Source organism: Natronomonas gomsonensis, from assembly GCF_024300825.1.
GTDB classification, from domain to species: Archaea; Halobacteriota; Halobacteria; order Halobacteriales; family Haloarculaceae; genus Natronomonas; species Natronomonas gomsonensis.
On the sequence record NZ_CP101323.1, the window covers coordinates 1,431,724 to 1,456,881 of the forward strand.

Below are 25,158 nucleotides of genomic sequence, written 5' to 3' on the forward strand. Positions count from 1 at the left end.
TTACTCTCGTGCCTGCAGTCGGTCGCGGATGCGACCTTCGAAGTCCTCGCGGAGTTCCTCGACCTCGATTTCCTCGAGGACGGGGACGTAGAACCCCTCGACGAGCATGTTCTTCGCCAGCCGCTCGGGGACGCCACGGGAGGTCATGTAGAACATGTCCTCGGCACTGACCTGCCCGACCGTCGCGCTGTGGGAGGCCTCGGTGTCGTGGTTGTTGATGATGAGTTTCGGGGAGGCGTCGGCCTCGCTCTCGTCGCTCAACATCAGGGTGTTCTCCCGCTGGTAGGAGTTGGTGTCCCAGGCTTCGCGGCCGACGTTCTGGACGCCCTCGTACACCGAGCGAGCCTCGTCATCGATGACGCCGCGAGTGACGAGGTCCGCCGTCGTGTGCTCGGCGTTGTGCCACACGCGGGCGTCGATGTCGAAGTGCTGGTCGTTGTGACCGTAGAACGCACCGACGATTTTCGACTCCGAGGAGTCGCCGTCGAGGTGGCTCTCGACGGAGGACTTCGTGAGATGCGACCCGACGTTGCAGTCGATCCAGTCGACCGTCCCGTAGGTGTCGATGGTTGCCTCCTTCAGGGTGTAGGTGTAGGTCGTCTCGTCGAGGTCCTGAAGGTTGCCGAACTGGATGTAGCTGTTCTCGGCGGCGGCGACTTCGACGATGCCGCTGTAGTAGCGGTTGCCCTCCACTTCGTCACCGGTCTCCTGTCGTTCAAGAATCGTCACCGAGGACGATTCCTCGGCGACGACGAGGGTGTAGTTGAACAGCGACCGGGAGTTCATCGTCGTCCGGATGGTCACGTCCTCGGCGTCGACGCCCTCCGGGACGTAGATGACCGTACCGGTCGTGAACAGCGCCGTCGACAGCGCAGTCAGGTAGTTCGTCTGGGGGTCGACGACGCTGCCGAAGCGCTCTTCGAGGAGGTCGCCGTGTTCCTCGACTGCCTCGGCGAAGGGGAGTACCTCCACGTCGTCGGGACCGACCTGGTCTTTCTCTTCGGCCGCATCGAGGGGGTCGACGAGGCTCTCGTAGTCGAGTCCTTCGAGGTTCGTCCACTTGCGACCGGGTGTCTGGATGACATCGGGGAACGCGGTGTCGTCGAGGGCCTCGAGGGCCTCGAGGCGCGTCTCCAGCAACCATTCCGGCTCGTCGAGTTCATCGGAAATCTGCCGAACCGTCGCTTCGTCGATGGATGCGTGTACCTGCGTGCTCATCCGAGCGACCCCTCCATTTCGAGTTCGATGAGGCGGTTGAGTTCGACCGCGTACTCGATGGGTAGTTCTTCCGTAATCGGCTCGATGAAGCCGGCGACAATCATCTGCTTTGCGTCGTCGTCGTCCAGTCCGCGCGACTGGAGGTAGAAGACGTCCTCGTCGCCGATTTTGCCGACGGTCGCCTCGTGGGCCACGTCGACTTTCGACTCCTCGATTTCCATGTACGGCATCGTGTCGCTGGTCGACTCGTTGTCGAACATCAGCGCGTCACACTCGACGGACGTCGAGGAGTTCTCGGCGCCGTCGGCGATGTGGACGAGACCGCGGTAGTTCGTTCGGCCGCCGTCTTTGCTGATGGATTTGGACTCGATGGTCGACTTCGTGTTCGGCGCGTTGTGATACACCTTCGCGCCGGTGTCGATGTTCTGTCCTTCGCCTGCGAAGGCGATGGTGATGTGGTTGTCCGTCGCGCCGGGGCCTTTGAGGATGGTGCTCGGATACAGCATCGTCGCCTTCGAGCCCATCGAACCGGAGACCCACTCCATCGTGGCGTCCTTCTCGGCGATGGCGCGTTTGGTGTTGAGGTTGTAGGTGTTCTTCGACCAGTTCTGGACGGTCGAGTACTGAACGTGGGCGCCTTCCTTGACGAACACTTCCACGCCGCCGGAGTGGAGGTTGAACGCCGAGTACTTCGGCGCGGAACAGCCCTCGATGTAGTGGACTTCGGAGTTTTCCTCGGCGATGATGAGCGTGTGCTCAAACTGGCCCATCCCCTCGCTATTCATCCGGAAGTACGCCTGGACCGGCATGTTGACCGTGGTGTCCTCCGGGATGTAGACGAACGAGCCGCCGGACCAGATGGCGCCGTGTAGCGCGGCGAACTTGTTGTCACTCGGGGGAACGCACTTCGTCATGAAGTACTCGCGGACGATTTCTTCGTGTTCCTGGACGGCCTTGTCCATGTCACAGAAGATGACGCCCTTTTCCTCCCACTGCTCCTGCATGTTCTGGTAGACGATTTCGGACTCATACTGGGCGCCGACGCCCGAGAGGGCGTTCTTTTCGGCTTCCGGGATGCCCAGTTTGTCGAAGGTGTCCTGAATCTCCTCGGGGAGGTCCTCCCAGCTCTCGGCGCCGCCGCGTGCCTCGATGTCCGGTCGGATGTATGGGACGATTTCGTCGATGTCGACCTCGCTGAGGTCCGGCTGGCCGGGCCAGTCAGTCGGCATCGGCATCTCCTGGAACTGCTCGAGGGCACGGAGCCGCCGTTCGAGCATCCACTCCGGTTCGTCTTTGTCCTCCGAGATGACCCTAACGGTCTCCTCGGTGAGACCCTTCTCGGTCTGGAAGGCGGAACTCTCCTCCTTCTTGAACTCGAATCGGGCCTCGGTGTCGGTGTCTTGTAGGTCTTCGGAACTCATTGTGTGGTGTTTACGTCTGTGTTCATATGAGGCTATGCGTTACCGAAACCGGTTACGCGGTCTCGTAGACTTCCTCGCGGACCCAGTCGTAGCCCTTGTCCTCGAGTTTCTCGGCGAGGCTGGCGTCGCCGCTCTTGGCGATTTGGCCGTCGAGCATCACGTGAACGTGGTCCGGTTCGACGTAATCGAGGATGCGCTGGTAGTGGGTAATCTGGAGGATGCCGGTGCCCTGCTCGTCTCGGAGGGCGTTGATGCCGTCGGAGACGTCCTGCAGACGGTCGATGTCGAGCCCCGAGTCGATTTCGTCCAGCACCGCGATGGACGGTTCGAGGATGGCTGCTTGCAGTACCTCGTTTTGTTTCTTCTCGCCGCCGGAGAAGCCGGCGTTGAGATAACGGTGGGCGAACTTCTCGTCCATGTCGAGCAGTTCCATCTTCTCGGCGAGCAGTTCCTGGAACTCGGCGACGCCGACGGCGCCATCATCCATGTTGCCCTCCATCGGGGAGGTGTCGTAGCCGGCTTCGTCGTCGTCTTCGGCGTCTTCGTCGTCCTCGCCCTCGAACAGTTCCTCACGCTCCTCGAGTTTGGCGTTGAGTGCCGTTCGGAGGAAGTTGACCATCGTGACGCCTTCGATTTCGGCGGGGTACTGGAAGCCGAGGAAGATACCGAGCGCGGCGCGCTCGTTGGGTTCCAACTCCAGGAGGTTCCACGTCAACTGGTCGTCGTCGACGTCGATGCCCTCGAACTCGTCTTCCTCGATGTGGAGGAGTACTTCCCCGTCGGTGACCTCGTAGGCAGGGTGGCCAGCGATGATCTTCGCTGTCGTCGACTTCCCGGAGCCGTTGGGGCCCATCAGGGCGTGAATCTCACCGGATTTTACCTCGAGATCGACGCCGCGGAGGATGGTCTCCCCACCCTCTTCGGCGACCTCTGCGTGCAGATTGCTGATTTCTAACGTCGCCATAGTAGATGCTGACTGAACATGGGGGCGTGACGCTGATAATGGTTTCGGGTTCTGGTGGTTTGGGTTGTGGATTCGAAAAATAATTTTTCTTTGAGATAAGTCACCACGCCACGAACACAGCCGGAAACGACCCAGAGACAGACCTCGTCAGAAGTAGTTGCCCAACCCGGTCTGGGTCTGTCCGGTCTTGACCTCGTCCCATGAGATATCGAGGGCTTCGAGGATGCGGGCGATTGGGCCTTTCAGCGTCTTATCGAGCATCTTCTCGTAATCTACCTCGAAGGCGTCGGGAACCTGGTCGTCGAACTCGAAACAGATGACGTCCGGGTCGCGTTTGAACTCCCCGTAGAGGGGGTCCTCCGAGGGGTCGAGTCCCATCTCGGCCTCTACCTCCCGGAAGAACTCCGGGTGGACTTTCTTCAGATACAGCCGTTTCGGCTTCGACCCGCTGGCGAAGTTCGTCCCAAGGAGGAGGTTCGCGTACTTCGCGCCCCGCACCTGGGCCGTGTCGGTGTCGTAGTTGTCGAGTTTCTTCCCGATGCCGCCCGGAATCCCGATTTCGTCGAGGCTCACGTCGCCGGCCTGCACGCGCTCGATGACTTCATGGACGTACTCCTTGATGTCCTCGGGGTCGGCCCCGGTGACAATCATCTCCAAGACGCGCTTTTGGACCTCCTTCGTTATCGGCGCGATGTCCGAGCGCTTGTACTCGAAGCCCGTGATGTCGATGTCGTCGACGTCTTTGCCCTCCTTCCAGACGATGTGGCCGGCGTAGCGTTTCTTTTTGCCCGCCTGGAAGAACCGCCGGTACAGTTTCTCGAACTCGATTTGGAAGCGGTGGGAGTCGGCGTTGAGCTCCGCCGCGAACTCGTCGTAGGCGTCGTTGATGTGTTCCTCTATCTCGAAGGACTGCTCGATGGCCTCCTCTTTGGAGATGTCGTGCTCTAGTTCGAGCATGACGCTGTCAGTGTCACCGTAGATGACCTCCTTGTCGAGGTCGGCGGCAGCGGACTCAGTGAACTCGATGACATCCCGGCCGGTGGCGGTCACGGCCGCGCCCATCTCCTTGTCGTAGAGCCTGAATCGGTCCCATCCCAAAACGCCGTACAGTGAATTCATAATAACCTTGACAGCTGCCTGCTGTCGGTCGTAGGTCTCGTAGGCGTCGGTTCCGGGGTCGTTGTCGTTGCGGAGCGATTTCTTCTCCTCGCGCTCTTCGAGGAGTTCGTCGACCATCGCCCGTATCATGCCGTCCGGCTCTTTTCGGAAGTGGGTGCCGTTGGGAGCGACGTAGGTCTCACCGTCGTAGGATTGGGGGTTGACCTTCGTCTCAGGAGACGCGTTGATGGTCACCATACACATCGGGTAGAGTGACTTCAGGTCCAGCACGGAGACCATCTCCTTGACGCCCGAAATCGGGTCGAAGACGGCGCCACCTTCGTACTCCTCGGCGTCGACGGCGCCTTTCGAGGGGAGTGCGTACTCGCCGTGAATCTTGTGGAGGACGTACATGTCGACGGCGTCGCCGGGCGTCGTCGCGTCTTCGAGTTTACAGCCGACGAAGGAGGCGACCTCCTCCCAGAAGTCGACGATGTTCTGTTTGCGGTCCAACTCGACGCACAACTCCACGTCCCGGAGATTGTACTCCAGCAGGCGCTCGGGGTCATCCTCCCAGAGGTCGCCGATGTCGCCGGGGTAGCGCTCCTTGCCGACACCCAACTCCTCCTCGCCGACGGCGTCGAGGCGGTAGGAGTCGAGTTCGGAGAACTGCGTGCGCTGGTAGGCGTACAGGAGGTCGAAGACGACCCGTCCCTTTACGTTCGGGCCGCCCCATCCGGAGTCCCACACCTCGTTCACCCGGGAAAGACGGTTGGAGTTCAGTCGGTCATGTCGGGAGGCGAGACGGTCGATGCGGTCGATGAGGTATGGGGCGTCGAAGTCGTCGAAGTTCCACCCGGTCAGCACGTCGGGGTCGGTCTCGTCGATATAATCGAGATAGTCGACGAGCATTTCGGCCTCTTCGGAGAACGTACGGAGGTCGACGGCGATGTCGCCGTCGCCGATGGGGTCGTACTCGTCGACTGCTTCCGGCCCGGGGACGCCTTCCGGCGATTCGTACAGCCAAACGACGTACTCGTCGTCGAAGGAGTCGTGGGCGGTGAGACAGATGATGGTCTGTTCGCCGTCCTCGGGGAAGCCGTGGCGGTCGTCGACCTCGATGTCGAGGGTGTGGACGCGGGGCGTAACGGAGTAGTCGACAGCCTCCAGTTCGGTGTGATGTACTTTCAGACTGCCGTCGTCGAGTTCCCGGACCGGAATCCGAACGCCGCTGGTGATGTCCTTGTCGATGAGCAGGCGGTTGGGAAAGAGGATGTCCGCTTCGTAGTGGTCGAATCGGTCACGGAGTTGGCCCACGTCACGGGGCGTCTGGCCGAACACCTTACACAGTTTCTCGCCGCGGATGGACTCGTAGACGACGACCTCTTGTTCGTCGTGGGCACCGATGTCCTCGCCAGCGGCGGCACGGTCGCCGTAGGTTTCGACACCGGTCAGGCGGTCGTGGTCGAGCCTAGAATCGACGATGTCGGGGTCGGTCAGCGGGTCGTCGGCGTCGACCGCGAGGTCGAGGTCCGTGATTGGCGTATAAAAGTACGGCCGGAATCCGTAGACTCGGACGTGGACGGTGTCGTCGTCGGTGCGGCCGAAGACGTGGAGCACGGGATGTTCGTCGTCACCGCTTCCCTCGATGGTGTAGTCGACCTGCGTGACACAGCACTCGACGTGACCGTCGGCATCGGGAAACCGGTGGTCGGAGATGTCGATTACGTCGGCGCCAGTCTCCGACGATTCCGCGACGGCGGCGGCCTCCTCAGCGGGGCGGGCGTCGTCGCTCCCGCCACCGAAACTTCCGAGCGTTCCCTGCTCCATGCCCTGTTCCATAGGTTGACTGCTTCGCCCTCACCGGTAAAACCTCGGTGTTCTATCGGAGAAACATAAGCTATTCGCCCAACACAGCGCCCGTGTCACCGCATGTCACAGCCACAAGGGCTTTACAATGACACATCCTACCAAAGTTCGGTGACACACCATGCCCGAACCCAATGCGACGTCTGAGCAGGACAGTGCGGGCGCTTCCGAGCGCCCCGAACCGGTGGTTGCCGACGCCGTCGAGACGACGGAGTCGTACGAGACAGAGGAGGGCGTGGTGTTCTACGACGCGGAGAACCCCCTTGCGTGGATACAGACGGAACACGTCCTCGACCTCGACGAGGTCGCGTAGTTTTTGCTTTCGGGGGCCATTATCCCGCTGTGGACCCGTTCAGCGACGACGAACCGTGGCCCGACGAACCCGAAGAGTTCGACCCCGACAGCCTCGGCCCCGACGCACCCGACGCGACCGACATCGACGCGGAGACCTTAGAATCAGTCCCCGAGGGGTTGTTCCGGGCGTTCGTCGGCAGCGCGATTATGCTCAACGTCGCGCTGTTCGGCCTCTCGCTCGGCGCGCTGTTGATTTACTTCCGCGGCGACACTGAGGTCGGCGGCGCGGCGCTGGCCGCCGGCGGTGCCGCCGCCGTCTTCGCCGGGCGCTACTACTGGCAGTACAAACGCGGGGAGTTCACCGACGGTACGACTACCGACGGCGGTGATGAGTCGTGAAAGCCGTCGAACACGGCGGCGACCGTTATCTGCTCGTCAAGCAATCCGGCGAGTCGAGTCTCGTTTACGACCCCGAAACCGGCGAAGAGCGGTACCTCCCGAACGAGGAACTGACCATGACCGGCGACTCGCCGCTGGAACTCGCCGCAGGCGCCGTGCCCGAGGCGTCCCGACGAATCCTCACCGCCGTTCACTCCGAACAGGCGCTCGGGCTTCTCGTCGAGTTGGACGAGCGCGGCCCGATGTCCGTCCGGGAAGTTCTCGGCACGTACGACCTCTGTGAGTCCGACCTCCACGGCCTCTTCGGCGAACTCCGAGCGGCCGGATTGGTCGCCGAGGCCGACGTGGTCGGCGAGCGCGGCTACCAACTTACCGACCTCGCACGCGACGGACTGGCCGAACTCCGGTAGCCTACGACAGCGCCTCGACGGTCGCCGAGCGCTCGACAGAGGAGCGATTCGTCGTGGGATCTTTCCGTACCGCCACGAGGTCGTCGGCCGCACCGACCAACTCCTCGTCGTGGCTGACGACGACGATTTGGTCGACACCGTGGTCGGTCATCGATTCGACCAATTCGACGAGTTTCGAGACGTGACCCGAATCGAGGAACACCGTCGGCTCGTCGAGGATGAGCGGTGGCGTCGGTGCCTCGCCCTCGATGCCCTCCGACAGCAGCCGATAGATGGCACACCGCAGCGAGAGGTTGAACAGCGCCCGCTCGCCGCCGGAGAGTTGGTCGGGGTCAAGTGGCGTCCCGTCCTTCTGGTAGACGGTGAGTTCGTAATCGCCGTGGAGTTCGATGCGCGCATACGAGTCGTTCTGATACACCAACTCGAAGGTCTCGTTGAGCATCGCCTCCAATCTCTGAACGTTTCGCTGTCGGAGTTCCGCACGAAGGTCGGCGTAGGTCTGCTGGAGTTCGTGGGCCTCCTCGTACAGCGACTGGAGTCGGTCGACCGTTCGTTGGAGTTCCTCGCGCCGGTCCCGGAGTTCTTCGAGCTCCGACAGTTCGTTCTCGACCGCACCGATGGCGTTCTGGAGTTCGTCCCGGCGTTCGCGTTTCTCCTCCAGATACGGCTCTACGTCGTCGAGGTAACTCTCGGCTTTCTTCTTGTCCTGTTTGGCCCCTTTCATCGCCGATTCGTCGAAGGCCTCTTCGAGTTCGGCCTTCCGGTCGCGTTTGTCGGCCAACTGCTCGCGTCGGAGGTCGTTCTGTTCGGCCTTGTTGTCCCGCTCGGTCCGAAGCCGTTCGACCTCGCGTTCATTTTCGTCGATATCGTCGAGCAACTCCGCGACCCGTTGGAGCCGCTGGCGCCGTTCGTCCAGCGTCGCCTTCTCGGCGTTCAACTCTCCGATTGCTTCTCGGGCCTGCTGTGCCTTCTCCTCGGCGGTCTCGGCCGCCTCGATTGCCTCCTCGGCAGCCGTCTCGTGGTCGTCGGCCTCCGTCCTGAGTTCCTCGACGCGGTTTGTCTTCTCCTCGACCGATTCGGCCTTCTGTTCGACCAGCGTCTCGACGCTTTCCTTCGAGTCTTCGAGTCGGGAAAGCTCGGTTTCGGTTTCGACCAACTCGACGGCCCGCGTACGCTTCCGGGTCAGTTCCTCGACACGCTCCTCGGCGGCCTCCAGTTCGGATTCGAGTTCCTCGACGCGCTCTCGGTCCTCGTCGATGGTTTCGACGTGTGGCGAACCATCGACTGGCTGGCCACATTCGGGACATTTGCCCTCCTCCAGCAAGCGTTCGGCCTCGGCGACCGTTTCGCGGGCGTTCTTCAGGTCGGTCCGCAACTCCGCGACGCGCTCCTTGGCGGCCGTCAGTTCCTCGTCGATGTCGTCGCGGTGGGACTCGACGTTCTCGCGAGCGACCGGCGCGTCGGTCAGTTCCTCGCGTAGCGCCTCGATTTCCTCGCCGAGTTCGGCCACCTCCTCTCGTTTGGTCTCGAGTTCCTCCGTGGCCGTCTCGACTTCGGCTTCGAGTTCTTCGGCCCGTTCGCGGGCCTCGCTGGCTGCCTCGCGGTGTTCGCTGGCCCGTTCGCGGCTGGTTTCGGCGTCGCCCGCGTGGTCTTGGGCTTCGAGTCGACGCTCCTCGATAGCATCTCGGATGTCTTCGGCCTCGCCGTCGAGCGCCTCGAGGCGGTCCTCGACTGCCTCGGGGTCGGCCGCCTCGAGTTCGGTCTCGGCGAGTGTGGAGTCGAGTTCCTCGCGTAGCGTCTCCGTCGCCTCGCGAAGCGACCGGATTCGTTCGCTCAGGGCTTCGCGTTCCCCTTCCGTCTCCGAGATTGTCGAGGCGAGCGATTCGATTTCCTCGCCGAGGTCGTCTATCTCCTCGCGGCGCTGTTCGTACTCCTCGAGGACGCTCTCGGCATCTTCGAGCGTCTGGCGGGCCTCGTCGCGGTTTTCCTCCTTGTCGGCGATGTCGTCTTGGACCTCCGCCAACTCGCTTTGCAGCGCGTTGAGTCGGTCGTGGAGGTCCTTGTCCTCTTTCGCCTCGATTTGTTCTTCGATTTGGGTGAGCGCACCCTGTTTGTCGTCGCGGACGCGGCCGACGCCGACGCGGGCGTCGCTGGCGCGCTCGCGGTACTCCTCCAGTTTCCCCAACTGGAGGAGGTCGTCTATCATGTCCTGTCGCTCGCTCGGGGAGGCGTTGATGAGTTTGTTCACCTCGCCCTGCCGGACGTACGCGCAGTTGACGAACGCCTCGGCGTCCATCCGGAGCAACTGCTCGATGTGGCCCTCGACGGCCGTCACCTGCTCGATGGGTCCGTCCGGGGTTTCGAGGACACACGTCGTCGTCTGTGCAGTATCGCCGCGGAGTTTCACCTCCCGCTCGACGCGGTACTCCGAGCCGTTGTGCGTAAACCACAACTCGACGAGCATCTCCTCGGCGTCGTTGGAGATGACGCCGTCGAGCGTGCCGTCGATGGCGTCGGTGCCGTACAGTGCGAAGAAACACGCCTCCAACAGCGAGGACTTCCCGCTGCCGTTGACGCCGTGGATGACTGTCACGCCGGAGCGAAGCGACAGGTCAGTGTCGGCGTAGCACTTAAAGTTCCGGAGACGGACGCGTTCGAACCTCACAGATAATCCTCCATGGACGACTGACCGTCACCGTCGGCTGTGGCCGGTCCGGTATCCGTCGCGGTCGGTTCTGTCGGCGTGGCGTCGGCATCATCGGGCATCTCCTCGACTACTTCCGGGTCGGAACTGGGACCATCGTCGGCCTCGGTGTCGTCGCTATCGCCGTCCTCGAGTCGGTCGGCAACCGTTTCGGGGTCGGAGTCGGAAGCGGCGTCGAACGCTTCGGGAGTCTCCAGCAGTTCGCCGACCCGTCGTTCGACTTCGTCGGCGACGTTTGAGTCGGCCACCTTGCTCGCACGGATGGTCTCGTCGAGGTTTCGTGCGGCGTCGCTGAGTCCGAGTTCGCGAACCCGCTCTCGGACCGCCTCGTCGGGGTCGGCGAATGACACCTCCACGTCGGGGTCGTCGCTGACCTCCCGGCGGTCGTTGACGCGGGCGACGAGCGCCCCCCGCTCGTCGGCGAACTCCTCGATGCGAGCTGCCGAGACGTCCTCGCCGTCGCCGGCGAGGTCGACGATGACGACCGCGCCGTCGAGGTCCTGTTCGCGGAGGCGCTCGCGGACGCGCTCGAACCCCTCGCTTTCGGAGAGTTCGAGGTCGACGAAGACGAACTCCCGGGTATCGATGCCTCGCCGTGAGAGGTGGACCTCGCCGTCGAACTCGACGATGTTGTAGCCGCGCTCTTCGCGCTCACTGGCGCTGGCGCGTTCAGTGGAGCCACAGTAGGTGACCCAGACGCCGTCGACCTCCTGTCGAGTCGCGGCGTGTTCGTCGCCGAGCAACATCGCGTCGAAGTCGACGTTCGACGCCGCGAGGACTTCCGCGGCGTTCCACTCGACGTTGCCGTAGTTGGGGACGAGCGGTTCGAACAGCCCGTGGGAGACGAGCGCCGCGTGGTCGGCGTCGTGGGAGTCGAACTCGTATTCGAGGTCCTCCCGCTGGGCGCGCGGGACGAAATCGAGACCGTAGAAGGCGGTGTCACCTATCGTCACGGGCGCCGAGCCGAGTCGCGTCGCCAGCCCCATCGCCTCGAAGAGGTCCAGCCACTGGGCTTCGCGTTTCGTCTCGTGGTTGCCCACGATTGCGAGAAACGGGATATCGGCGTCGTCGAGCGTCTCGAGTACGTCGATGGTGCCGAGCAGGTCCCCCAGTCCGGGCCGGCGGTCGTGAAAGAGGTCGCCGGCGTGGACGACGGCGTCGACGCCGAGTTCGACCGCGTCCTCGGCGACCCGGCGGAAGGCCTCGAGGAAGTCCCGTTGGCGCTCCGGTCGGTGGTACTGCCGGTAGCCGAGGTGGGTGTCGCCGGTGTGAATCACCCGTGTCATTGGAACGGAGGTTCGCCGTCACGTCTTAAATCGGTTCCGCGACCGCGGTGAAAGTGGTCGGCGTCGAGGTCGCCGGCGGCCGCTCGCCGGAACCGACGGAACGCACGGAGCGCCCGCTTTCCGCGGGCTACCCGTGTGGGGTCCTCGGCGCGCTCGATGGCACACTCCAGTTCGGCCACGCCGACGGATTCGACAAACGCGAGTGCCGCATCGAGGTCGTCCGTGGCGGCGTCGGCGCGCTCGATGACCTGCTCCTCACGCGCTACGAGTCGGCGCAGCGCCGACCTGACGCGTTCGCTGTCGGTGTCTCGGGTATCGTCGGGCGCCACGGGCGCTGTGGCTGCGGCTTCGAATAAAAGCCGTCGGGCCGAGGTGTCACTCGGCGAGGGCGTAAACGCGCTTGCGCGCGTCGGTAAAGGAGAACCGCGAGTCGACTGCATCGACTTCCTCGAGCCGCGTGAGTGCGTATCGGACGGTACGGGGCGGAAGCATCGTCTCCTCGGCGAGTTGACTCTGCGTGAGCCGGTCGTTGTACTCGAGGACCTTCGCCACCAGTTTCGCGCTCGGTGGCAGGTCAGCGACGGCCTCCCAGTCGACCGCGTCTGCCTTCGACTGCACGTCGGTTACGCTCATCGTACCACCACCTATCCAATGATAGCGGATAATACTTACTATCCCAAAATATTCCCGATAGTAATCCTCCGTTTCGGTGGCTCGTTTTTCGTAACGAGGAGATTCGCCGGCATGCACCGGGTGTACCTACCCGAAACCTCTTATGACTACGGGCGCTACCGATGGGGTGATGACCGATACTGTTGACGACGTCGACCTCCCCTACGAGGACGGCGCGTCACAGCAGGAGAAAGTGGAGGCGCTGGAGGAGCGGCTCGAAATCCTCGAACAGCAGAACGAGGAAATGCGCGACAAGCTCCTCGATGCGAACGCAGAGAACAACAAGTACCAACAGAAGCTCGAGCGGCTGACCCACGAGAACAAGAAGCTCAAGCAGTCGCCGCTGTTCGTCGCCACCGTCCAAGAGATTACCGACGAGGGCGTCATCATCAAACAGCACGGCAACAACCAGGAGGCGCTCACCGAGGTCACCGACGAGATGCGCGAAGAACTCACGCCGGACTCCCGCGTCGCCGTGAACAACTCGCTGTCCGTCGTCAAGAAACTCGACTCCGAGACGGACGTGCGCGCCCGCGTGATGCAGGTCGAACAGTCCCCCGACGTGGCCTACGAGGACATCGGCGGCATCGACGAGCAGATGGAGGAGGTCCGAGAGACCGTCGAGATGCCCATCGAGAGCCCCGAGATGTTCGACGAAGTGGGCATCGACCCGCCGTCGGGCGTCCTGTTGCACGGGCCGCCAGGCACCGGGAAGACGATGCTGGCGAAGGCCGTCGCCAACCAGACCGACGCCACCTTCATCAAGATGGCCGGCTCCGAGTTGGTCCACAAGTTCATCGGAGAGGGTGCAAAACTCGTCCGCGACCTCTTCGAACTCGCTCGACAGGAGGAACCCGCCGTCGTCTTCATCGACGAAATCGACGCCATCGCCGCAAAGCGGACCGACTCCAAGACCTCCGGTGACGCCGAGGTCCAGCGGACGATGATGCAACTGCTCTCCGAGATGGACGGCTTCGAGGACCGCGGCCAGATTTCGATCATCGCGGCGACGAACCGCTTCGACATGCTCGACCGCGCTATCCTCCGTCCCGGCCGCTTCGACCGCCTCATCGAGGTCCCCAAACCCGACGCCGAGGGTCGCGAACTCATCTTCCAGATTCACACCCGCGACATGAACATCGCGGACGAGGTCGACTTCGCGGAACTCGCCGAGGAGACCCAGGAGGCCTCCGGCGCCGACGTCAAGGCCATCACCACCGAGGCCGGCATGTTCGCCATCCGCGACGACCGCAAGGAAGTGTGGATGCAGGACTTCCTCGACGCATGGGATAAAATCAAACAGACCGAAGAGGAAAGCGACGAAGTCTCGAAGACTTTCGCCTGAAACTTTTTGCACGGCACGCTGCGCGCGCCGGCAAAAACGTTCATGAAAAAGACACGGCGGCCCTCCCTCAGGAAGACTCCCTTCGGTCGTCTTCCAACGCTCCCGCTCACTTCGTTCGCGGGACCTACGGTCGGGCCTTGGTCCTGTGCGTGGCGGCCTGCGGCCGCCACGACAGTTCGGTTGCGGGCCTGCCCGCAACCCGCGCGCTTTGCACGCAGAGAACCGCTCGCGCCTTCGTCGCTCGCGGATGCTTGCGGTGATTTTTCCGTCCTGAGCGCAGAGACGAACGCATGACCGACAGCGACGCAGTCGAGGCGTTCCTCGAACAGGCCGATTCAACCTACGAAGAGTACGAACAGGGCTACGCCGACGCGGACGCGACGCTCCGACGTCTGGAGAAACACATCGAAGAGTTGCGGGACGCTACTCGCGAATGAGTCCGAGGACGCGCTCGTAGTAGGCGCCGAAGTCGGCGTCGGACCGCGACCGGGGCCGCGGAAGGTCGACCTCGATGACATCCCGGATGCGTCCCGGTTCCTTCGCCATCACGACGACTCGGTCGGCGAGTTTCACCGCCTCTTCGACGTCGTGTGTGACGAACAGGACCGTCTTTCCGGTCTGCTCCCAGATGTCGAGCAGTTCGTTCTGCAGCATCTCTCGGGTCTGTGCGTCGACGGCCCCGAACGGCTCGTCCATCAACAGGAGGCTGGGGTCGGTCGCGAGCGCCCGTGCGATGGCGACCCGCTGTTTCATTCCACCGGAGAGTTCCTTCGGATAGCTATCGGCGAACCCCTCCAGTCCGACGAGGTCGACGAGGGAGTCGACGCGTTCGCGCCGCTCGGCCGCCGAAACGCCCCCCTTCTCCAGGCCGAAGGCGACGTTGCCCCGGACGGTCCGCCACGGGAAGAGGTGGTACTCCTGGAAGACGACGCCCATGTCGGCGGTCGGTCCCGCGACCCGCTCGCCGCGCAACCGGACCGACCCGTCGGTCGGTTCCTCGAGTCCGGCGATGATGCGAAACAGCGTCGTCTTCCCACAGCCGGAGGGACCGACGATACAGACGAACTCGCCGTCCTCGACACCGAAGGACACCTCGGAGAGGGCGTGTACTGGGCCGCCCTTGCCGGCGTACTGTTTGGAGACGTTGTCGACACTGACCTGCGTCCCAATGGGGTCGTTCAGCGCCACGCCAGAACCCTCCGTTGGACCGCACGGAACGCCACGTCGACGAGTAGGAACATCAGGCTCAACACGAGAATGTAGGCGATGACTACGTCGACCTGCAGGTTCTGACCGGCACGCAGGATTCGCCGTCCGATGCCCGGAACACCGAAGATTTCGGAGGCGACGACGAGCATCCAACAGCGCCCCAGCCCAGTCCGAACGCCGGTGAGTATCTCGGGGGAGGCCGCCGGAATCACGACCGACCGGACCAACTCGAGGTCACCTTCGACGCCGAGACTTCGGGCGACGTCCAGAAGGTCCTCCGAGACACCTTCGACGCCACCGTAGGCGGCGTAGAAGTTTATCCAGAACGCCCCGACGGCGATGATGAACGCCGCGCCCGCGTCACCGATGCCGAACCACGCGATGGCGAAGCCGACGAGTGCAAGCGGCGGGACGGGTCGGAGAAGCCGGACCACCGGTGCCGACAGGTCATCGAGGAGCCGACTCCACCCGAAGGCCACGCCTGCAGCGACGCCGAGCGTGGTTCCGACGACGGCCCCCGGCAGCCAGTGGCGGATGCTCTGTCCCAACGCGATGAGCATCTCGCCGCTTTCGGCCTCCGCGCGAAACGTCTCGGCGACCGCAAGCGGCGAGGGCAGCACGTACGACGGCTGGAACAACGAGGCGACGTACCAGAGTGCGACGAAACCGGCGACACCAATGAAACCCAACAGGGTACCGCGAGCGTCGATACTTGACAGTGGGAGGTCGGCGCTCTCGGTCGCATCTTCGAGTTCCCGTCGGATGTCGGTCGCCATCTATCGGCCCTCCATGGCTTCAGAGCGAGTCGTAGACGCTGTAATCGAATATCTGCTCGCGCGACAGCTGTTGGTCTATCTGGCCGTTCTCGTTGGCGAATTGCGAGAAGATGTCCGCCCCGTTTTCGATTTCTCGCGGGTCGGTGACGAAGTTCGAAAGCGGGCCAGCCAGTGCCTCTCGGGCGAGGTCTGCGTCCATTCCGATGCCGCTTTCGACGATGTCTGCCGTCTCGCTGGGGTTGGCTTCGATGAACTCGGTCGCGCGGACGTGCTGTTCGAGGAACTCCCCTGCGAGTGCCGAATCCCGAACCTCGTCGCTCATGAGCGTGACGGCGGCGGGCTGTCCCGGCATGATTTCGGCGGCCGTCCGGAAGGTGCCGACCGGGGCGTTCGTGCCGTCTACGCGGGTCGGAACCGGCTCCATAATCGACGTGCCGTCGATTTCGTCGTTGACGATGGCCTGGAATACGGCGTTGGCACCGCCGATTTCGATGATTTCGACCGCCGACTCGGGGTCGACACCGACCTCCTCGGCGAGCCAATAGCGGAGCAACACGTCGGGCACCGACCCCTGTGGGAACGTTCCAAAGCGGAAGGGTTCGCCGTTCTCCTCTTCCCACACCGAGAAGGCGTCGGCGCCGTGTTCGTCCCACATCGCCCGGAGGTCGTCGTGGACCATCACCGCCATCGGCTCTTTGATGTTCGCGGCGGTCACCTTCGCGGGAATGCCGCGGTCGATGACTATCATCGACGGAACGATGCCGAACATCGCGATGTCGATTTCGCCGCCGCCGTAGGCCTGGATGATGGCCGGGCCATCGGTGAACTCCTGGCCGTTGATTTCGGCGCTGATTTCGTCGAAGTACCCCTGTTCGTCCATCACGAAGTACTGCAGGTCGGGGAAGATTGGCATGTACGCGACGGAGAGCTCCTCGGTACCGCCGGAACCGGAGCCCAGACAGCCGGCCAGTCCCGCCGTCGCGGCGGCACCGGTGCCGGCCAGATACGAACGCCTCGAGAGCGTGAAGTCGTACTCGGTCATTGGAGACGATAGGGGAGGCCCGTTTATGCCCGACAAGGTGCGGGTAATTTGGGCCTCCCTCGTTGACGGCGGAGCCAAGAGAAAAATCTGCCACCGTGTTGCGGTTTTCGCCATCTGTTTGGAAGTAGAGTCGTCCCATATACCAGCAACAATCTCCGATAAGTGTGTGAGAAATACCCCTGATTCCGATGGCATCCAGCAGAATTAACCCCCCAGCGGACGCCGTATCCGCCATGACGGAGTTCTCATCGCGCATCGAGAAAGTGTCCATCAGCGGTATCCGTGAGGTGTTCGAGGCGGCCGGCGAGGATGCCATCAATCTCGGCTTGGGCCAACCCGACTTCCCGACGCCCGACCACGCTCGACAGGCGGCAATCGAGGCCATCGAAACGGGAGCAGTCGACGCCTACACTTCCAACAAGGGGACTATCGAGTTGCGGGAGGCCATCGCCGCGAAGCACGACCGCGACAACGGCTTCTCGGTCGACCAAGAGGATATCATCGCCACCGCCGGAGGGAGCGAGGCGCTCCACATCGCCCTCGAAGCACACGTCGATTCGGGCGACGAGGTCATCTACCCCGACCCGGGGTTCGTCTCCTACGAGGCGCTGACCCACATCGCCGGTGGCGAACCGCGACCCGTTTCGCTTCGCGAAGACCTCACGATGGCGCCCGAAGCCGTCGAAGACGCCATCACCGACGACACCGCGGCCTTCGTCGTCAACAGCCCCGCCAACCCGACGGGTGCAGTCCAAAGCGAGGCCGACATGCGGGCGTTCGCTCGCATCGCCGAGGAACACGACGTGTTGTGTATCTCCGATGAGGTGTACGAGCCGTTCGTCTTCGACGGCGAACACCACTCGCCGATGTCCTTTACCGACTCCGGGAACGTCGTCGTCGTCAACGCCTGCTCGAAGGCGTACTCGATGACCGGCTGGCGGTTGGGGTGGGTAACCGGCGCCTCCGACCGCATCGAGCGGATGCTCCGGGCCCACCAGTACGGACAGGCCTGTGCCGCCGCACCGAGTCAGTACGCCGCCGAGGCCGCCCTGACCGGCCCACAGGACCACACCGTCGAGATGCGGGAGGCCTTCGAGGAGCGCCGGGACTTGGTCGTCGAGGAACTCGAATCGATGGGGCTGGACGTGCCGACGCCGAAGGGTGCCTTCTACGTGATGCCCCGGGTGCCCGAGGGGTGGGTCGACGAGGTCATCGACCGCGGCGTCGTCGTCGTTCCCGGCGAGGCCTTCGGCGAGGGGGGCGCCGGCCACGCCCGCATCTCGTATGCGGCGAGTATGGAAACGCTAGAGGAGGCCCTCGACATCATGCGGGAAGCGACCGAGGCACTCCGGTAGCAGCCGCCGACCCCGGAGACGAACCCCCGACAGCCTGCCGACGGGAGTAGAGTAATGAGACTCGCTACCGTACACCACGTATGGAAATCGCACGGCACGGCACGGGGGTGCGGGCCGACGTTGGGGCGTTGGTCTCCCAGATTCACCCGGTGTTCATGCTGCCGCCGGTGGCCGCCTCGGCGTTCGGTGCGGTGCTGTCCGGGCGACTCGACGTGACCCTGCTGGTCCTCCATCTCGTCGCTGCCTTCGCCGCCCTCTATACGGCACACATCAAGGACGGCTACGTCGACTTCCATGGCCGCGGCGAGGACGACGACCACCCGCTGACGGCCTCGGGGTGTCGCCTCGCACTGGCGGGCGCCTCGGCGGTCTTCTTCTCGTGTCTCCTCGCCATCGGCCTGCTCGTCGACGTGTGGGCCGCCCTTCTGACCCTTCCGGGGTGGGTCATCGGCTACCTTCACGCGCCACAACTCGATCTGAATCCCGTCGGCGCGACTGCCGGCTATCCCGCCGGAATCGCCTTCGCGTTGCTGGGCGGTTACTACGTGCAAGCGACTCATCTCACGCCCGCCGTCGTCGCTTTCGCCGTCGTCTTCCTCCTCGTTCTCTCGGGTATCAAGACGGTCGACGACGCCAAAGACTACGAGTACGACCGCTCCATCGGCAAGCGAACCGTCGCAGTCGTGTTGGGACGGCAACGCGCGCGTTTGTTCGCCTACGGCTTGATGACCGTCGGGATGGTGGTCGTCGTCGCTCTCGCCGTCGCCGGGGTGTTCCCACCAGCCAGCGTCTTCGCTCCCGTCGTTTTCGCCGTCGTCGCGGCCTTCGCGTGGCGCGCCGGCGACGACGCCAGCCTCGCGACGAAACTGCTCATCCGAGGGTCGTATCTCTTCCTCGCGGTGCTGGTGGCTGCGGTGTGGCTCGGCTAGTTATTTCGCCGTCGAGACTATTTTGATGACGTCTCCTTCCGTCAGCTCGTGGTCTTCGCCGATGCGGCGGCTCTCGCGGGCGTCGACGGCGTGGAGGTATCCCTCTCCGATGTCGGAGTGGACGGCGAAAGCGAGGTCCTTCGGGGTCGACCCCGACGGCAAAAGGAAGGCGTCGGGAAGGACGTTGCCCTGCCCGTCGGTCCACTTGGTGTCGTTCTGGACCGGGTAGACGGTGATGCGGTCAAGCAGGTCGTACACTGCCTCATCGAGGGCATCTTGCAGACCAGTGCCTCCGAATTCGCTCATGACGCCGCGGATTCGCTCCAGCCCCTCGGCTTGCGCATCCGAGAGGTCGCCGATACTCTCGAAGTCCTCGTCGCCGGGGTCGTAGTCGACGACGCCGGCCTCGACGGCCTGCCGGAGGGCAAGCTCACCCTCGGCGGTACAGGGTACGACGCGCTCTGCGGCCTCTTTTAGTCGCTCGACGTTCCCCTCGGGTGCGATGTCGGCCTTGTTGGCGACGACGACGATTGGCTTGGTTCGCTCCCGAATGCGGCGGGCGAGTTCCTCGCGGTCGCCATCCTCCCAGGCGAAGGGGTCGGCGGAGTACTCCATCGCCCGCAGGACGGCCATCACGTCGTACTCGCTGGCGCCGACGCCGGTGAGCATCTCGGTGAGTGCCTCCTCGAAATCGAACTCCGGGGACCGGGACTGCCGTTCGACCGTCTCCCAGTTGCGGTCGATGATGCCGGCTATCCAGAGGTCCATCTCCTCCTCGATGAACTCCACGTCGTCGACGGGGTCGTACGACCCCACTTCGACGGGTTCGCCCTCGGCGTTGGTGCCGCCGGAGGCGTCGACGACGTTGAGGATGGCGTCGGCGTTGGTCAACTCGTCGAGGAACTGATTTCCGAGTCCCTTCCCCTCGTGGGCGCCGGGGACGAGACCAGCCACGTCGAGTAACTCGATTGGGACGTAGCGCTTGCCGTCGTGGCAGTTGTCGTTGCCACAGCGGGCCTCAAGGTCGAGACAGGGACACCGCGTCCGGACGTGGCTGACGCCACGGTTGGCGTCGATGGTGGTGAAGGGGTAGTTCCCCACGTCGACATCGGCCATGGTTGCGGCCTTGTAGAACGTCGATTTGCCGGCGTTGGGCTTGCCGGCGAGCGCGACCGAGAGCATGCCTCATCTCCGGCGACCGGGCCGAATTGCCTTTCGGTTCACAGGGATTCTCGGAGGTATCCGTACATCTCAAGGAGAGAGATTCACCGTCGGGTGTCGATTTCCCGCCCGAAGCCGAGGATTCTCTACGAGAATCCTATCAGTAGGCGGTCCCGAATCGGACGCCGCCGAGGACGAACGCCCACCCGACCGCCAGCGACAGGAGCATCTCGCCGAAGTATGCGACGGGTGCAGGGACGGCGGAGTGAGCCTCGCCGGCGGCATAAACCCACGCGTCGTACGCCCCGGCGACGAGAAACGCCGTCCCGACGGCTGCAACGAAGCCAGCGACGGCGAGGGCTACGATGGTCGTGAACGTGTCGTCGGGTTGGGTGGAGGAGCCCGTTGCCATACGCCGGCGTTCAGTATGCGTCGAAAAAGACGTTGTGACTCACTAGGCGTCTTCGGCCTCGGCGATGACACCCGAGATACCATCGTCGTCGGCATCCGAATCCTGCGTCCCGTTCTTTGCGTTCCCGGGGGTCCGTCCGTCGCCGACCGACTCCCAGTCGAGGTCACTTTCCTCGGCCGGGACGATGGCCGCCGTCGGGTCGGGTTCCGGGAGCGTCCCTTCCCCGAGCGGGACGATTGCGGGCGTCGGGTCGGCGTCGTCCGCCGGTTCCGACGCCGAGTCGGCAGTTTCTGATTCCTCCGGTTGCGCCCACTCGAAGCCGTCCCTGTCGGCCGTCTCTTCTTCGGTCGCCGCCTCCTCGGCATCACCCTCGGGGTGTTCCGCCTCCGATTCCGCCGACTGCTCGGCGTCGGCCGCCGGCGCCTTTTTGAAGCTCATTTCGCCGCGGGCGCGAATCGCGCCGTCGACATCGGCGGCCTCCGAGAGTTCACAGTCCTCACAGGAGATGTCACCGCGGACGGACGCTCCGGGTTCGATGACCACGTCACCACCCTTCGTCGTTACATCACCGTGGACGACTGTCCCCTCGCCGACCCGGATGTCACCTTTCGCCCGAAGACTACCGAACACCTCGGTGTCGGTGCCGACCTCGATGGATGTCGCGCGGATGTTGCCGTGGAGTCGGCAGCCGTCGCCGATACTCGCCGGCGTCGAGACGCGCCAGGCGTCGTCGGAGACGCGCGCACCGCGCGGAATGAGCACGGGGTCGGCCTCCCGCTCTTCGGTCAGGAACTCGTCTGCGACCTCCTCTGCTGCCTCCTCCTCGCCGATTCTGAGCAACTGCGAGAGGTAGACGAACAGGAAGACGATGGTCGGCATCGGGTTGCGGATGACAATCCAGCCGTTGGCCTCGAATCCCTCCTCAATGTCCACGTCGTCGCCGGCGTCGAGGTCCCCGGAGACGATGAGTTGACCGGTGATGTGGACCCGCTCGCCGAGATAGGCGTTGTTGCCGACGAGAACGTTGCCGTCGACCTCACACCACATGTCGAGTCGGCAGTCACCGTCGGCTTCGATGTCGCCGCCGAAGCGGACCCGCTCGCCGGCGATGACGGTCCCGCCACGGACGCCCAACTCCACGACGCTCTGGCCGCCGACGAGCACGTCACCGTCGGTGACGAGGTCGTGCTCTTGGACGTGGGTGCCGTCGGGCACGGCGAGTTCTTCCAGCGGGTCCGAACCAAGCACGGTGTACATCTGCGTGCCACGGCTATTAAAACCTCCTCGGGCGTCAGACGGCCGGCAGACATTTGTCAGGTGAGCGCCTACTCCCGTCGGGGCCGTCGGTGCGCCACAGCGCGCGACCCCATGCGACGGGGAGGGGAAACCTCGTCGCGTTCTCGTGGCCCTTAAACCGTTCAGTCGCTAACCCGGTGTATGACCGTTCTCTCGTTCGACGAACAGGGTGTCGAAGTCATCTACGAAGGCACCGAGTTCCGACTGGAAAAGGACCTCATCGAGGAGGCGACCCGGAAGGACTACCCCGACGTGACCGACCACGAGGTGCTTCAACTCATCGAGGACAACCCCGCACTCTCCGGGGAACCCCGTCGAATCCAGGATATTCTGAACTGACCGACTCGGCGATTGCCCGTCCTGTCAGAACCCCAAACGCTTTGCCCGTGCCACGTCGTCTCGGCCCATGCACGCGGCGCGTTTCTACCCTAACGACGGACTGCGCATCGAAGACGTTCCGAGACCCGAAGTCGGTCCCGGCGAGGTGCTCGTCGAGGTCGCCGCCTGCGGCGTCTGTCACTCCGATTTGCACGTCATGGACGGCGACTTACCGCTCGTCGAACCGCGGACGCTCGGCCACGAGGTCGCTGGAACCGTCGCCGAATCCGGCGATGGCGTGGCGCTCGATGTCGGCACCGATGTAGCGGTATTCGGCGGGTGGGGCTGTCGGGACTGTTCCGTCTGTGCCCGCGGCGACGACCAGTTGTGTAACCTGACGAACTGGCTCGGCATCGGCAACGACGGCGGTTACGCGGAGTACCTTCGGGTGCCGACCGCGGAGTACTGCATTCCGCTGGACGGACTGGACCCAATCGAGGCCGCACCGCTGACCGACGCCGCCCTCACCGCCTATCGGTCGCTCCGGAAGGCCGACCTCGAGCTCGGCGACAGCGTGGCGATTTTCGGTATCGGCGGGTTGGGCGAATTCGGCGTTCAACTCGCCCGATTATCCGGCTATCGAACGGTCGCCGTCGACCGCGAGCCCTCGAAACTCGACCGCGCCGAGGAACTCGGTGCGGACGCGACGGTCGACACCTCGGGGTCGGTGCCCCGGGAGATACGTGAGGCTGCGGGCGGTGAGGTCGACGCAGTCGTGGATTTCGTCGGCGTCGACGAGACCCTCCAGTGGGGCAGTAACGTCCTCGGTCCCGACGGCCGACTCGTGTTGGCCGGCATCGGCGGCGGCGCAATCGACTTCTCGTGGAACCCGCTGGTTGGCAGCGAGGTGACCTACCGAACGGTCCAGTGGGGCACTCCCGAGGAGTTGCGGTCGGTGCTGGAGTTGGCCCGACAGGGACGACTCGAAACGACCGTCGAGGAAGTCCCACTCGAGGACCTTCCCGAGACGTTCGAACGCCTCGAGTCGGGGGACATCGAGGGCCGGGCCGTGGTCGTTCCCTAATCGGTCGGTAGCGGTACACCTAAGGGAACGCGCTCGAATCGCCGGATATGGACACCGCTGGACTCAAAGAGAAGTACAGCCACGACGCGTGGCTCACGGCAGCGGGCACGTTCGCCGCCTACGGACTGATTCTGTTGGCGATGACGCTGCTGCTGTTCGGAGTGCCATACGTCATCTTCTCGGTGCTGTAGCGCCACCGGAACGCCGATTTTCGGACATGCGATTTCGGTGGGGACGTGGCTCGGAGCAGGCGCCGTCTCGCACCCACTCAGTTTTATACCGAGGAGGTTAACGGAGAGCCATGGCTGGTGGCACCGAGACGACACTCAAACGCCACCTGATTGCGCTCGTGGTGTTTCTCGTCTTGCTACTCACCGCGCTTGGCTGGCTCACGTGGCTTTTTCTGCAGACGCTTCTGTAGCGTCGGCGAGTTCGACCACCAGCCCGCCGAGGCGTCGTAGAGAACTGTAGAAACCGGCGACGAAGCCACCGACGGGGGCCGGCTTACATGTAACCGAGGTCCCGAAGCCGCTCCATCAGGTCCTCTTTGTCCTGTGCGCGGCCGGCACGCTCGGTGGTGTTGTCGAGGTCCTGCAGCCACGCGGGCTCTTCGTCGGACTTCTCCGTGGAAATCTCGCTGCCGAGCGAGCGGAAGCCTGCGAAGTACTTCGGCGAGACGGGGATGTCGGCGTGGGTGAGGTCGTTCGGCAGGTCGTCGTAGTCCTGCGGGACGTAGCCGTCGTCGGGGAACTCGGGGACCGTCTCGGGGACGACGTAGAACCAGAAGGCATCCCACACGTCGGCCTCGTCGAACTGCAGAATCGGCTGGATGCGGTCGTGCGGCGGGTAGATGTCGGGGTCGTGTCGCGGCGAGAAGAACGTCTCGTCGGCGCGAGCCTCCTGTTCGTCCCAACGGATGCCCGAGATGATGCCGTCGATGTCGTGTTCTTCGAGGGTGTTGTTGAGCGCGACCGTCTTCAGCAGGTGGTTGCCGACGTAGGTGTCCAGCAGGAACGGGAAGGTGTCTTCCTCGTATTCGAGAATGTTGCGGATGTGGTGCTGGTTGTTCTCGTTGAGGGCGTCAACGGGAATGTCGTCGCCGGGTTCGAGGTCGTTTTCGTCGACGTACGCACCGACGTTCTCGTTGCGCGCGAAGATGACTTCGAGGTCCCACTCGTCGGCCCAGTGGTCGACGAAATCGAGCAGTTCGTCGAAGTGCTGGTAGTGGTCGATGAAGACCGTCGGCGGCATCTCGTAGTCGAACTGCTCGACGACCTCCTTGACGAAGTACAGCGTCAGCGTCGAGTCCTTCCCGCCGGTCCACATGATGGCGGGGGTATCGTACTGTTCGAGTCCCGTCTTGACGACCTCGATGGCCTTCTCGATTTTGTCCTGAATGCTCGGGTACTCCTCGGGGTCTTCGCCTTCGCCGTCCGTGTAATCAACGTCGACGTACTCCGGGAATTCGCTCATAGCGTGTAATTACATCTCATTAGAAGCGTAAAGGGTCTTTTGGGTTCGGCCAGTGTGGCGTCGAGCGCCGACGCTCCGTTCCAGAAAGCGGCAAAAGTTTCTTTCGCCGGATGAAACGGCCAGAAGTCACTTCCCGGCGGTGTTCATACCCCCACCAATGCCCGAGTGTCGGAACTGCGGTGACGAACTCGAAGCGAAACCGAGCGGGCTTACCGCGTTGCTGTCTCGGTCTGGCGTTGAGGGCTACGAGTGTGCTGGCTGTGGTGCGGCGCTGTGTACGGAGTGTCGCCAAGAGATGTCGATTAACGCCTTCGGTGGCGGGGAGGTAACGTGTGGGACGTGTGGCGGAACGTGGGAGCCACGATAGCGACCTCCTGGAGAACTATCTATCGAGTGTCGCAAGTGAACACCTAACGGAGAACT

Annotated in this window: 26 protein-coding genes; 11 read left to right on the plus strand and 15 right to left on the minus strand. The window is 63.6% G+C overall.

Annotated elements, in window-relative coordinates:
• From sufD to NMP98_RS07865, 4 genes are all read right to left on the minus strand, one after another.
• Entirely contained in the window at positions 1–1,218 is a 1,218-nt protein-coding gene (gene sufD / locus NMP98_RS07850; RefSeq protein WP_254860961.1) for a Fe-S cluster assembly protein SufD, read from the minus strand.
• Entirely contained in the window at positions 1,215–2,639 is a 1,425-nt protein-coding gene (sufB, locus tag NMP98_RS07855) for a Fe-S cluster assembly protein SufB (RefSeq protein ID WP_254860962.1), read from the minus strand. Before sufB ends, sufD begins: the two co-directional genes overlap by 4 nt.
• 52 nt (positions 2,640–2,691) lie before the next feature.
• Positions 2,692–3,603: an ABC transporter ATP-binding protein gene (locus NMP98_RS07860; protein WP_254860963.1), complete on the minus strand. Its 912-nt coding sequence runs from the start codon at positions 3,601–3,603 to the stop codon at positions 2,692–2,694.
• 147 nt (positions 3,604–3,750) lie between these two features.
• Positions 3,751–6,531, minus strand: a complete 2,781-nt coding sequence (locus tag NMP98_RS07865; RefSeq protein WP_411911614.1) for a DNA-directed DNA polymerase — start codon at positions 6,529–6,531, stop codon at positions 3,751–3,753.
• A 160-nt stretch (positions 6,532–6,691) separates the two neighbouring features.
• Between NMP98_RS07865 and NMP98_RS07870 the strand changes: the two genes are divergently transcribed.
• The 3 genes from NMP98_RS07870 to NMP98_RS07880 are packed head-to-tail and all read left to right on the plus strand — an operon-like array spanning position 6,692 to position 7,673.
• Positions 6,692–6,883 (plus strand): DUF7331 family protein, encoded by a 192-nt coding sequence (locus tag NMP98_RS07870; RefSeq protein WP_254860965.1) that lies wholly within the window; start codon positions 6,692–6,694, stop codon positions 6,881–6,883.
• A 29-nt stretch (positions 6,884–6,912) separates the two neighbouring features.
• Positions 6,913–7,263: a DUF7322 domain-containing protein gene (locus NMP98_RS07875; protein ID WP_254860966.1), complete on the plus strand. Its 351-nt coding sequence runs from the start codon at positions 6,913–6,915 to the stop codon at positions 7,261–7,263.
• Positions 7,260–7,673, plus strand: coding sequence for a DUF7346 family protein (locus NMP98_RS07880; protein WP_254860967.1), 414 nt, complete (start codon positions 7,260–7,262; stop codon positions 7,671–7,673). The genes NMP98_RS07875 and NMP98_RS07880 overlap by 4 nt, the downstream gene beginning before the upstream one ends.
• Before the next feature lies 1 nt (position 7,674).
• Here the strand turns inward: NMP98_RS07880 and rad50 are convergent, their stop codons facing one another.
• The 4 genes from rad50 to NMP98_RS07900 are packed head-to-tail and all read right to left on the minus strand — an operon-like array spanning position 7,675 to position 12,296.
• Positions 7,675–10,338 carry a DNA double-strand break repair ATPase Rad50 gene (gene rad50, locus NMP98_RS07885; protein ID WP_254860968.1) on the minus strand — a complete coding sequence of 888 codons (2,664 nt, stop codon included), beginning with the start codon at positions 10,336–10,338 and terminating at the stop codon, positions 7,675–7,677.
• Positions 10,335–11,663 (minus strand): DNA double-strand break repair protein Mre11, encoded by a 1,329-nt coding sequence (gene mre11 / locus NMP98_RS07890; protein WP_254860969.1) that lies wholly within the window; start codon positions 11,661–11,663, stop codon positions 10,335–10,337. Before mre11 ends, rad50 begins: the two co-directional genes overlap by 4 nt.
• Positions 11,660–11,992: a DUF7966 family protein gene (locus NMP98_RS07895; RefSeq protein WP_254860970.1), complete on the minus strand. Its 333-nt coding sequence runs from the start codon at positions 11,990–11,992 to the stop codon at positions 11,660–11,662. The genes mre11 and NMP98_RS07895 overlap by 4 nt, the downstream gene beginning before the upstream one ends.
• A 46-nt stretch (positions 11,993–12,038) precedes the next feature.
• A complete protein-coding gene (locus NMP98_RS07900; protein WP_156710386.1) occupies positions 12,039–12,296 on the minus strand; it encodes a winged helix-turn-helix domain-containing protein in 258 nt (85 codons plus the stop codon).
• A 169-nt stretch (positions 12,297–12,465) separates the two neighbouring features.
• Here NMP98_RS07900 and pan1 point away from each other — a divergent pair, with 169 nt between their 5' ends.
• Both pan1 and NMP98_RS07910 read left to right on the plus strand, forming a co-directional pair.
• Positions 12,466–13,680, plus strand: a complete 1,215-nt coding sequence (gene pan1, locus NMP98_RS07905; RefSeq protein WP_254860971.1) for a proteasome-activating nucleotidase Pan1 — start codon at positions 12,466–12,468, stop codon at positions 13,678–13,680.
• A gap of 290 nt (positions 13,681–13,970) precedes the next feature.
• The gene (locus NMP98_RS07910; protein WP_254860972.1) at positions 13,971–14,117 is read left to right on the plus strand and encodes a hypothetical protein; all 147 of its coding nucleotides are present in this window, start codon (positions 13,971–13,973) and stop codon (positions 14,115–14,117) included.
• Here NMP98_RS07910 and NMP98_RS07915 read toward each other — a convergent pair.
• From NMP98_RS07915 to NMP98_RS07925, 3 genes are read right to left on the minus strand one after another with little or no spacing between them, the layout of a single operon-like run.
• Positions 14,104–14,868 (minus strand): ABC transporter ATP-binding protein, encoded by a 765-nt coding sequence (locus NMP98_RS07915; RefSeq protein WP_367997254.1) that lies wholly within the window; start codon positions 14,866–14,868, stop codon positions 14,104–14,106. The two genes, NMP98_RS07910 and NMP98_RS07915, sit on opposite strands and share 14 nt — an antisense overlap.
• Positions 14,859–15,665: an ABC transporter permease gene (locus tag NMP98_RS07920; RefSeq protein WP_254860973.1), complete on the minus strand. Its 807-nt coding sequence runs from the start codon at positions 15,663–15,665 to the stop codon at positions 14,859–14,861. The genes NMP98_RS07915 and NMP98_RS07920 overlap by 10 nt, the downstream gene beginning before the upstream one ends.
• A gap of 19 nt (positions 15,666–15,684) precedes the next feature.
• Positions 15,685–16,707 carry an ABC transporter substrate-binding protein gene (locus NMP98_RS07925; RefSeq protein WP_254860974.1) on the minus strand — a complete coding sequence of 341 codons (1,023 nt, stop codon included), beginning with the start codon at positions 16,705–16,707 and terminating at the stop codon, positions 15,685–15,687.
• 233 nt (positions 16,708–16,940) lie between these two features.
• Here NMP98_RS07925 and NMP98_RS07930 point away from each other — a divergent pair, with 233 nt between their 5' ends.
• Both NMP98_RS07930 and NMP98_RS07935 read left to right on the plus strand, forming a co-directional pair.
• Positions 16,941–18,062, plus strand: a complete 1,122-nt coding sequence (locus NMP98_RS07930) for a pyridoxal phosphate-dependent aminotransferase (protein ID WP_254860975.1) — start codon at positions 16,941–16,943, stop codon at positions 18,060–18,062.
• A gap of 80 nt (positions 18,063–18,142) precedes the next feature.
• A complete protein-coding gene (locus NMP98_RS07935; RefSeq protein WP_254860976.1) occupies positions 18,143–18,991 on the plus strand; it encodes a UbiA family prenyltransferase in 849 nt (282 codons plus the stop codon).
• Here the strand turns inward: NMP98_RS07935 and NMP98_RS07940 are convergent, their stop codons facing one another.
• The 3 genes from NMP98_RS07940 to NMP98_RS07950 form a co-directional block, all read right to left on the minus strand.
• On the minus strand, positions 18,992–20,173 hold the full coding sequence (locus NMP98_RS07940; RefSeq protein ID WP_254860977.1) for a redox-regulated ATPase YchF: 1,182 nt from the start codon (positions 20,171–20,173) through the stop codon (positions 18,992–18,994).
• A gap of 139 nt (positions 20,174–20,312) precedes the next feature.
• A complete protein-coding gene (locus NMP98_RS07945; protein ID WP_254860978.1) occupies positions 20,313–20,564 on the minus strand; it encodes a hypothetical protein in 252 nt (83 codons plus the stop codon).
• Positions 20,565–20,606: 42 nt separating this feature from the next.
• Complete coding sequence (locus NMP98_RS07950) at positions 20,607–21,821, minus strand: polymer-forming cytoskeletal protein (protein ID WP_254860979.1); 1,215 nt, start codon at positions 21,819–21,821, stop codon at positions 20,607–20,609.
• Between the two features lie 180 nt (positions 21,822–22,001).
• Here NMP98_RS07950 and NMP98_RS07955 point away from each other — a divergent pair, with 180 nt between their 5' ends.
• From NMP98_RS07955 to NMP98_RS07965, 3 genes are all read left to right on the plus strand, one after another.
• Positions 22,002–22,199, plus strand: a complete 198-nt coding sequence (locus NMP98_RS07955; protein ID WP_254860980.1) for a DUF5800 family protein — start codon at positions 22,002–22,004, stop codon at positions 22,197–22,199.
• Positions 22,200–22,266: 67 nt separating this feature from the next.
• Positions 22,267–23,262, plus strand: coding sequence for an alcohol dehydrogenase catalytic domain-containing protein (locus tag NMP98_RS07960; RefSeq protein ID WP_254860981.1), 996 nt, complete (start codon positions 22,267–22,269; stop codon positions 23,260–23,262).
• Between the two features lie 47 nt (positions 23,263–23,309).
• On the plus strand, positions 23,310–23,453 hold the full coding sequence (locus NMP98_RS07965) for a hypothetical protein (protein ID WP_254860982.1): 144 nt from the start codon (positions 23,310–23,312) through the stop codon (positions 23,451–23,453).
• Between the two features lie 313 nt (positions 23,454–23,766).
• Here NMP98_RS07965 and NMP98_RS07970 read toward each other — a convergent pair whose 3' ends face one another.
• Positions 23,767–24,735, minus strand: a complete 969-nt coding sequence (locus NMP98_RS07970; RefSeq protein ID WP_254860983.1) for a phosphoadenosine phosphosulfate reductase family protein — start codon at positions 24,733–24,735, stop codon at positions 23,767–23,769.
• Between the two features lie 157 nt (positions 24,736–24,892).
• Here NMP98_RS07970 and NMP98_RS07975 point away from each other — a divergent pair, with 157 nt between their 5' ends.
• Positions 24,893–25,102, plus strand: coding sequence for a hypothetical protein (locus NMP98_RS07975; RefSeq protein ID WP_254860984.1), 210 nt, complete (start codon positions 24,893–24,895; stop codon positions 25,100–25,102).
• Positions 25,103–25,158 lie beyond the last annotated feature (56 nt).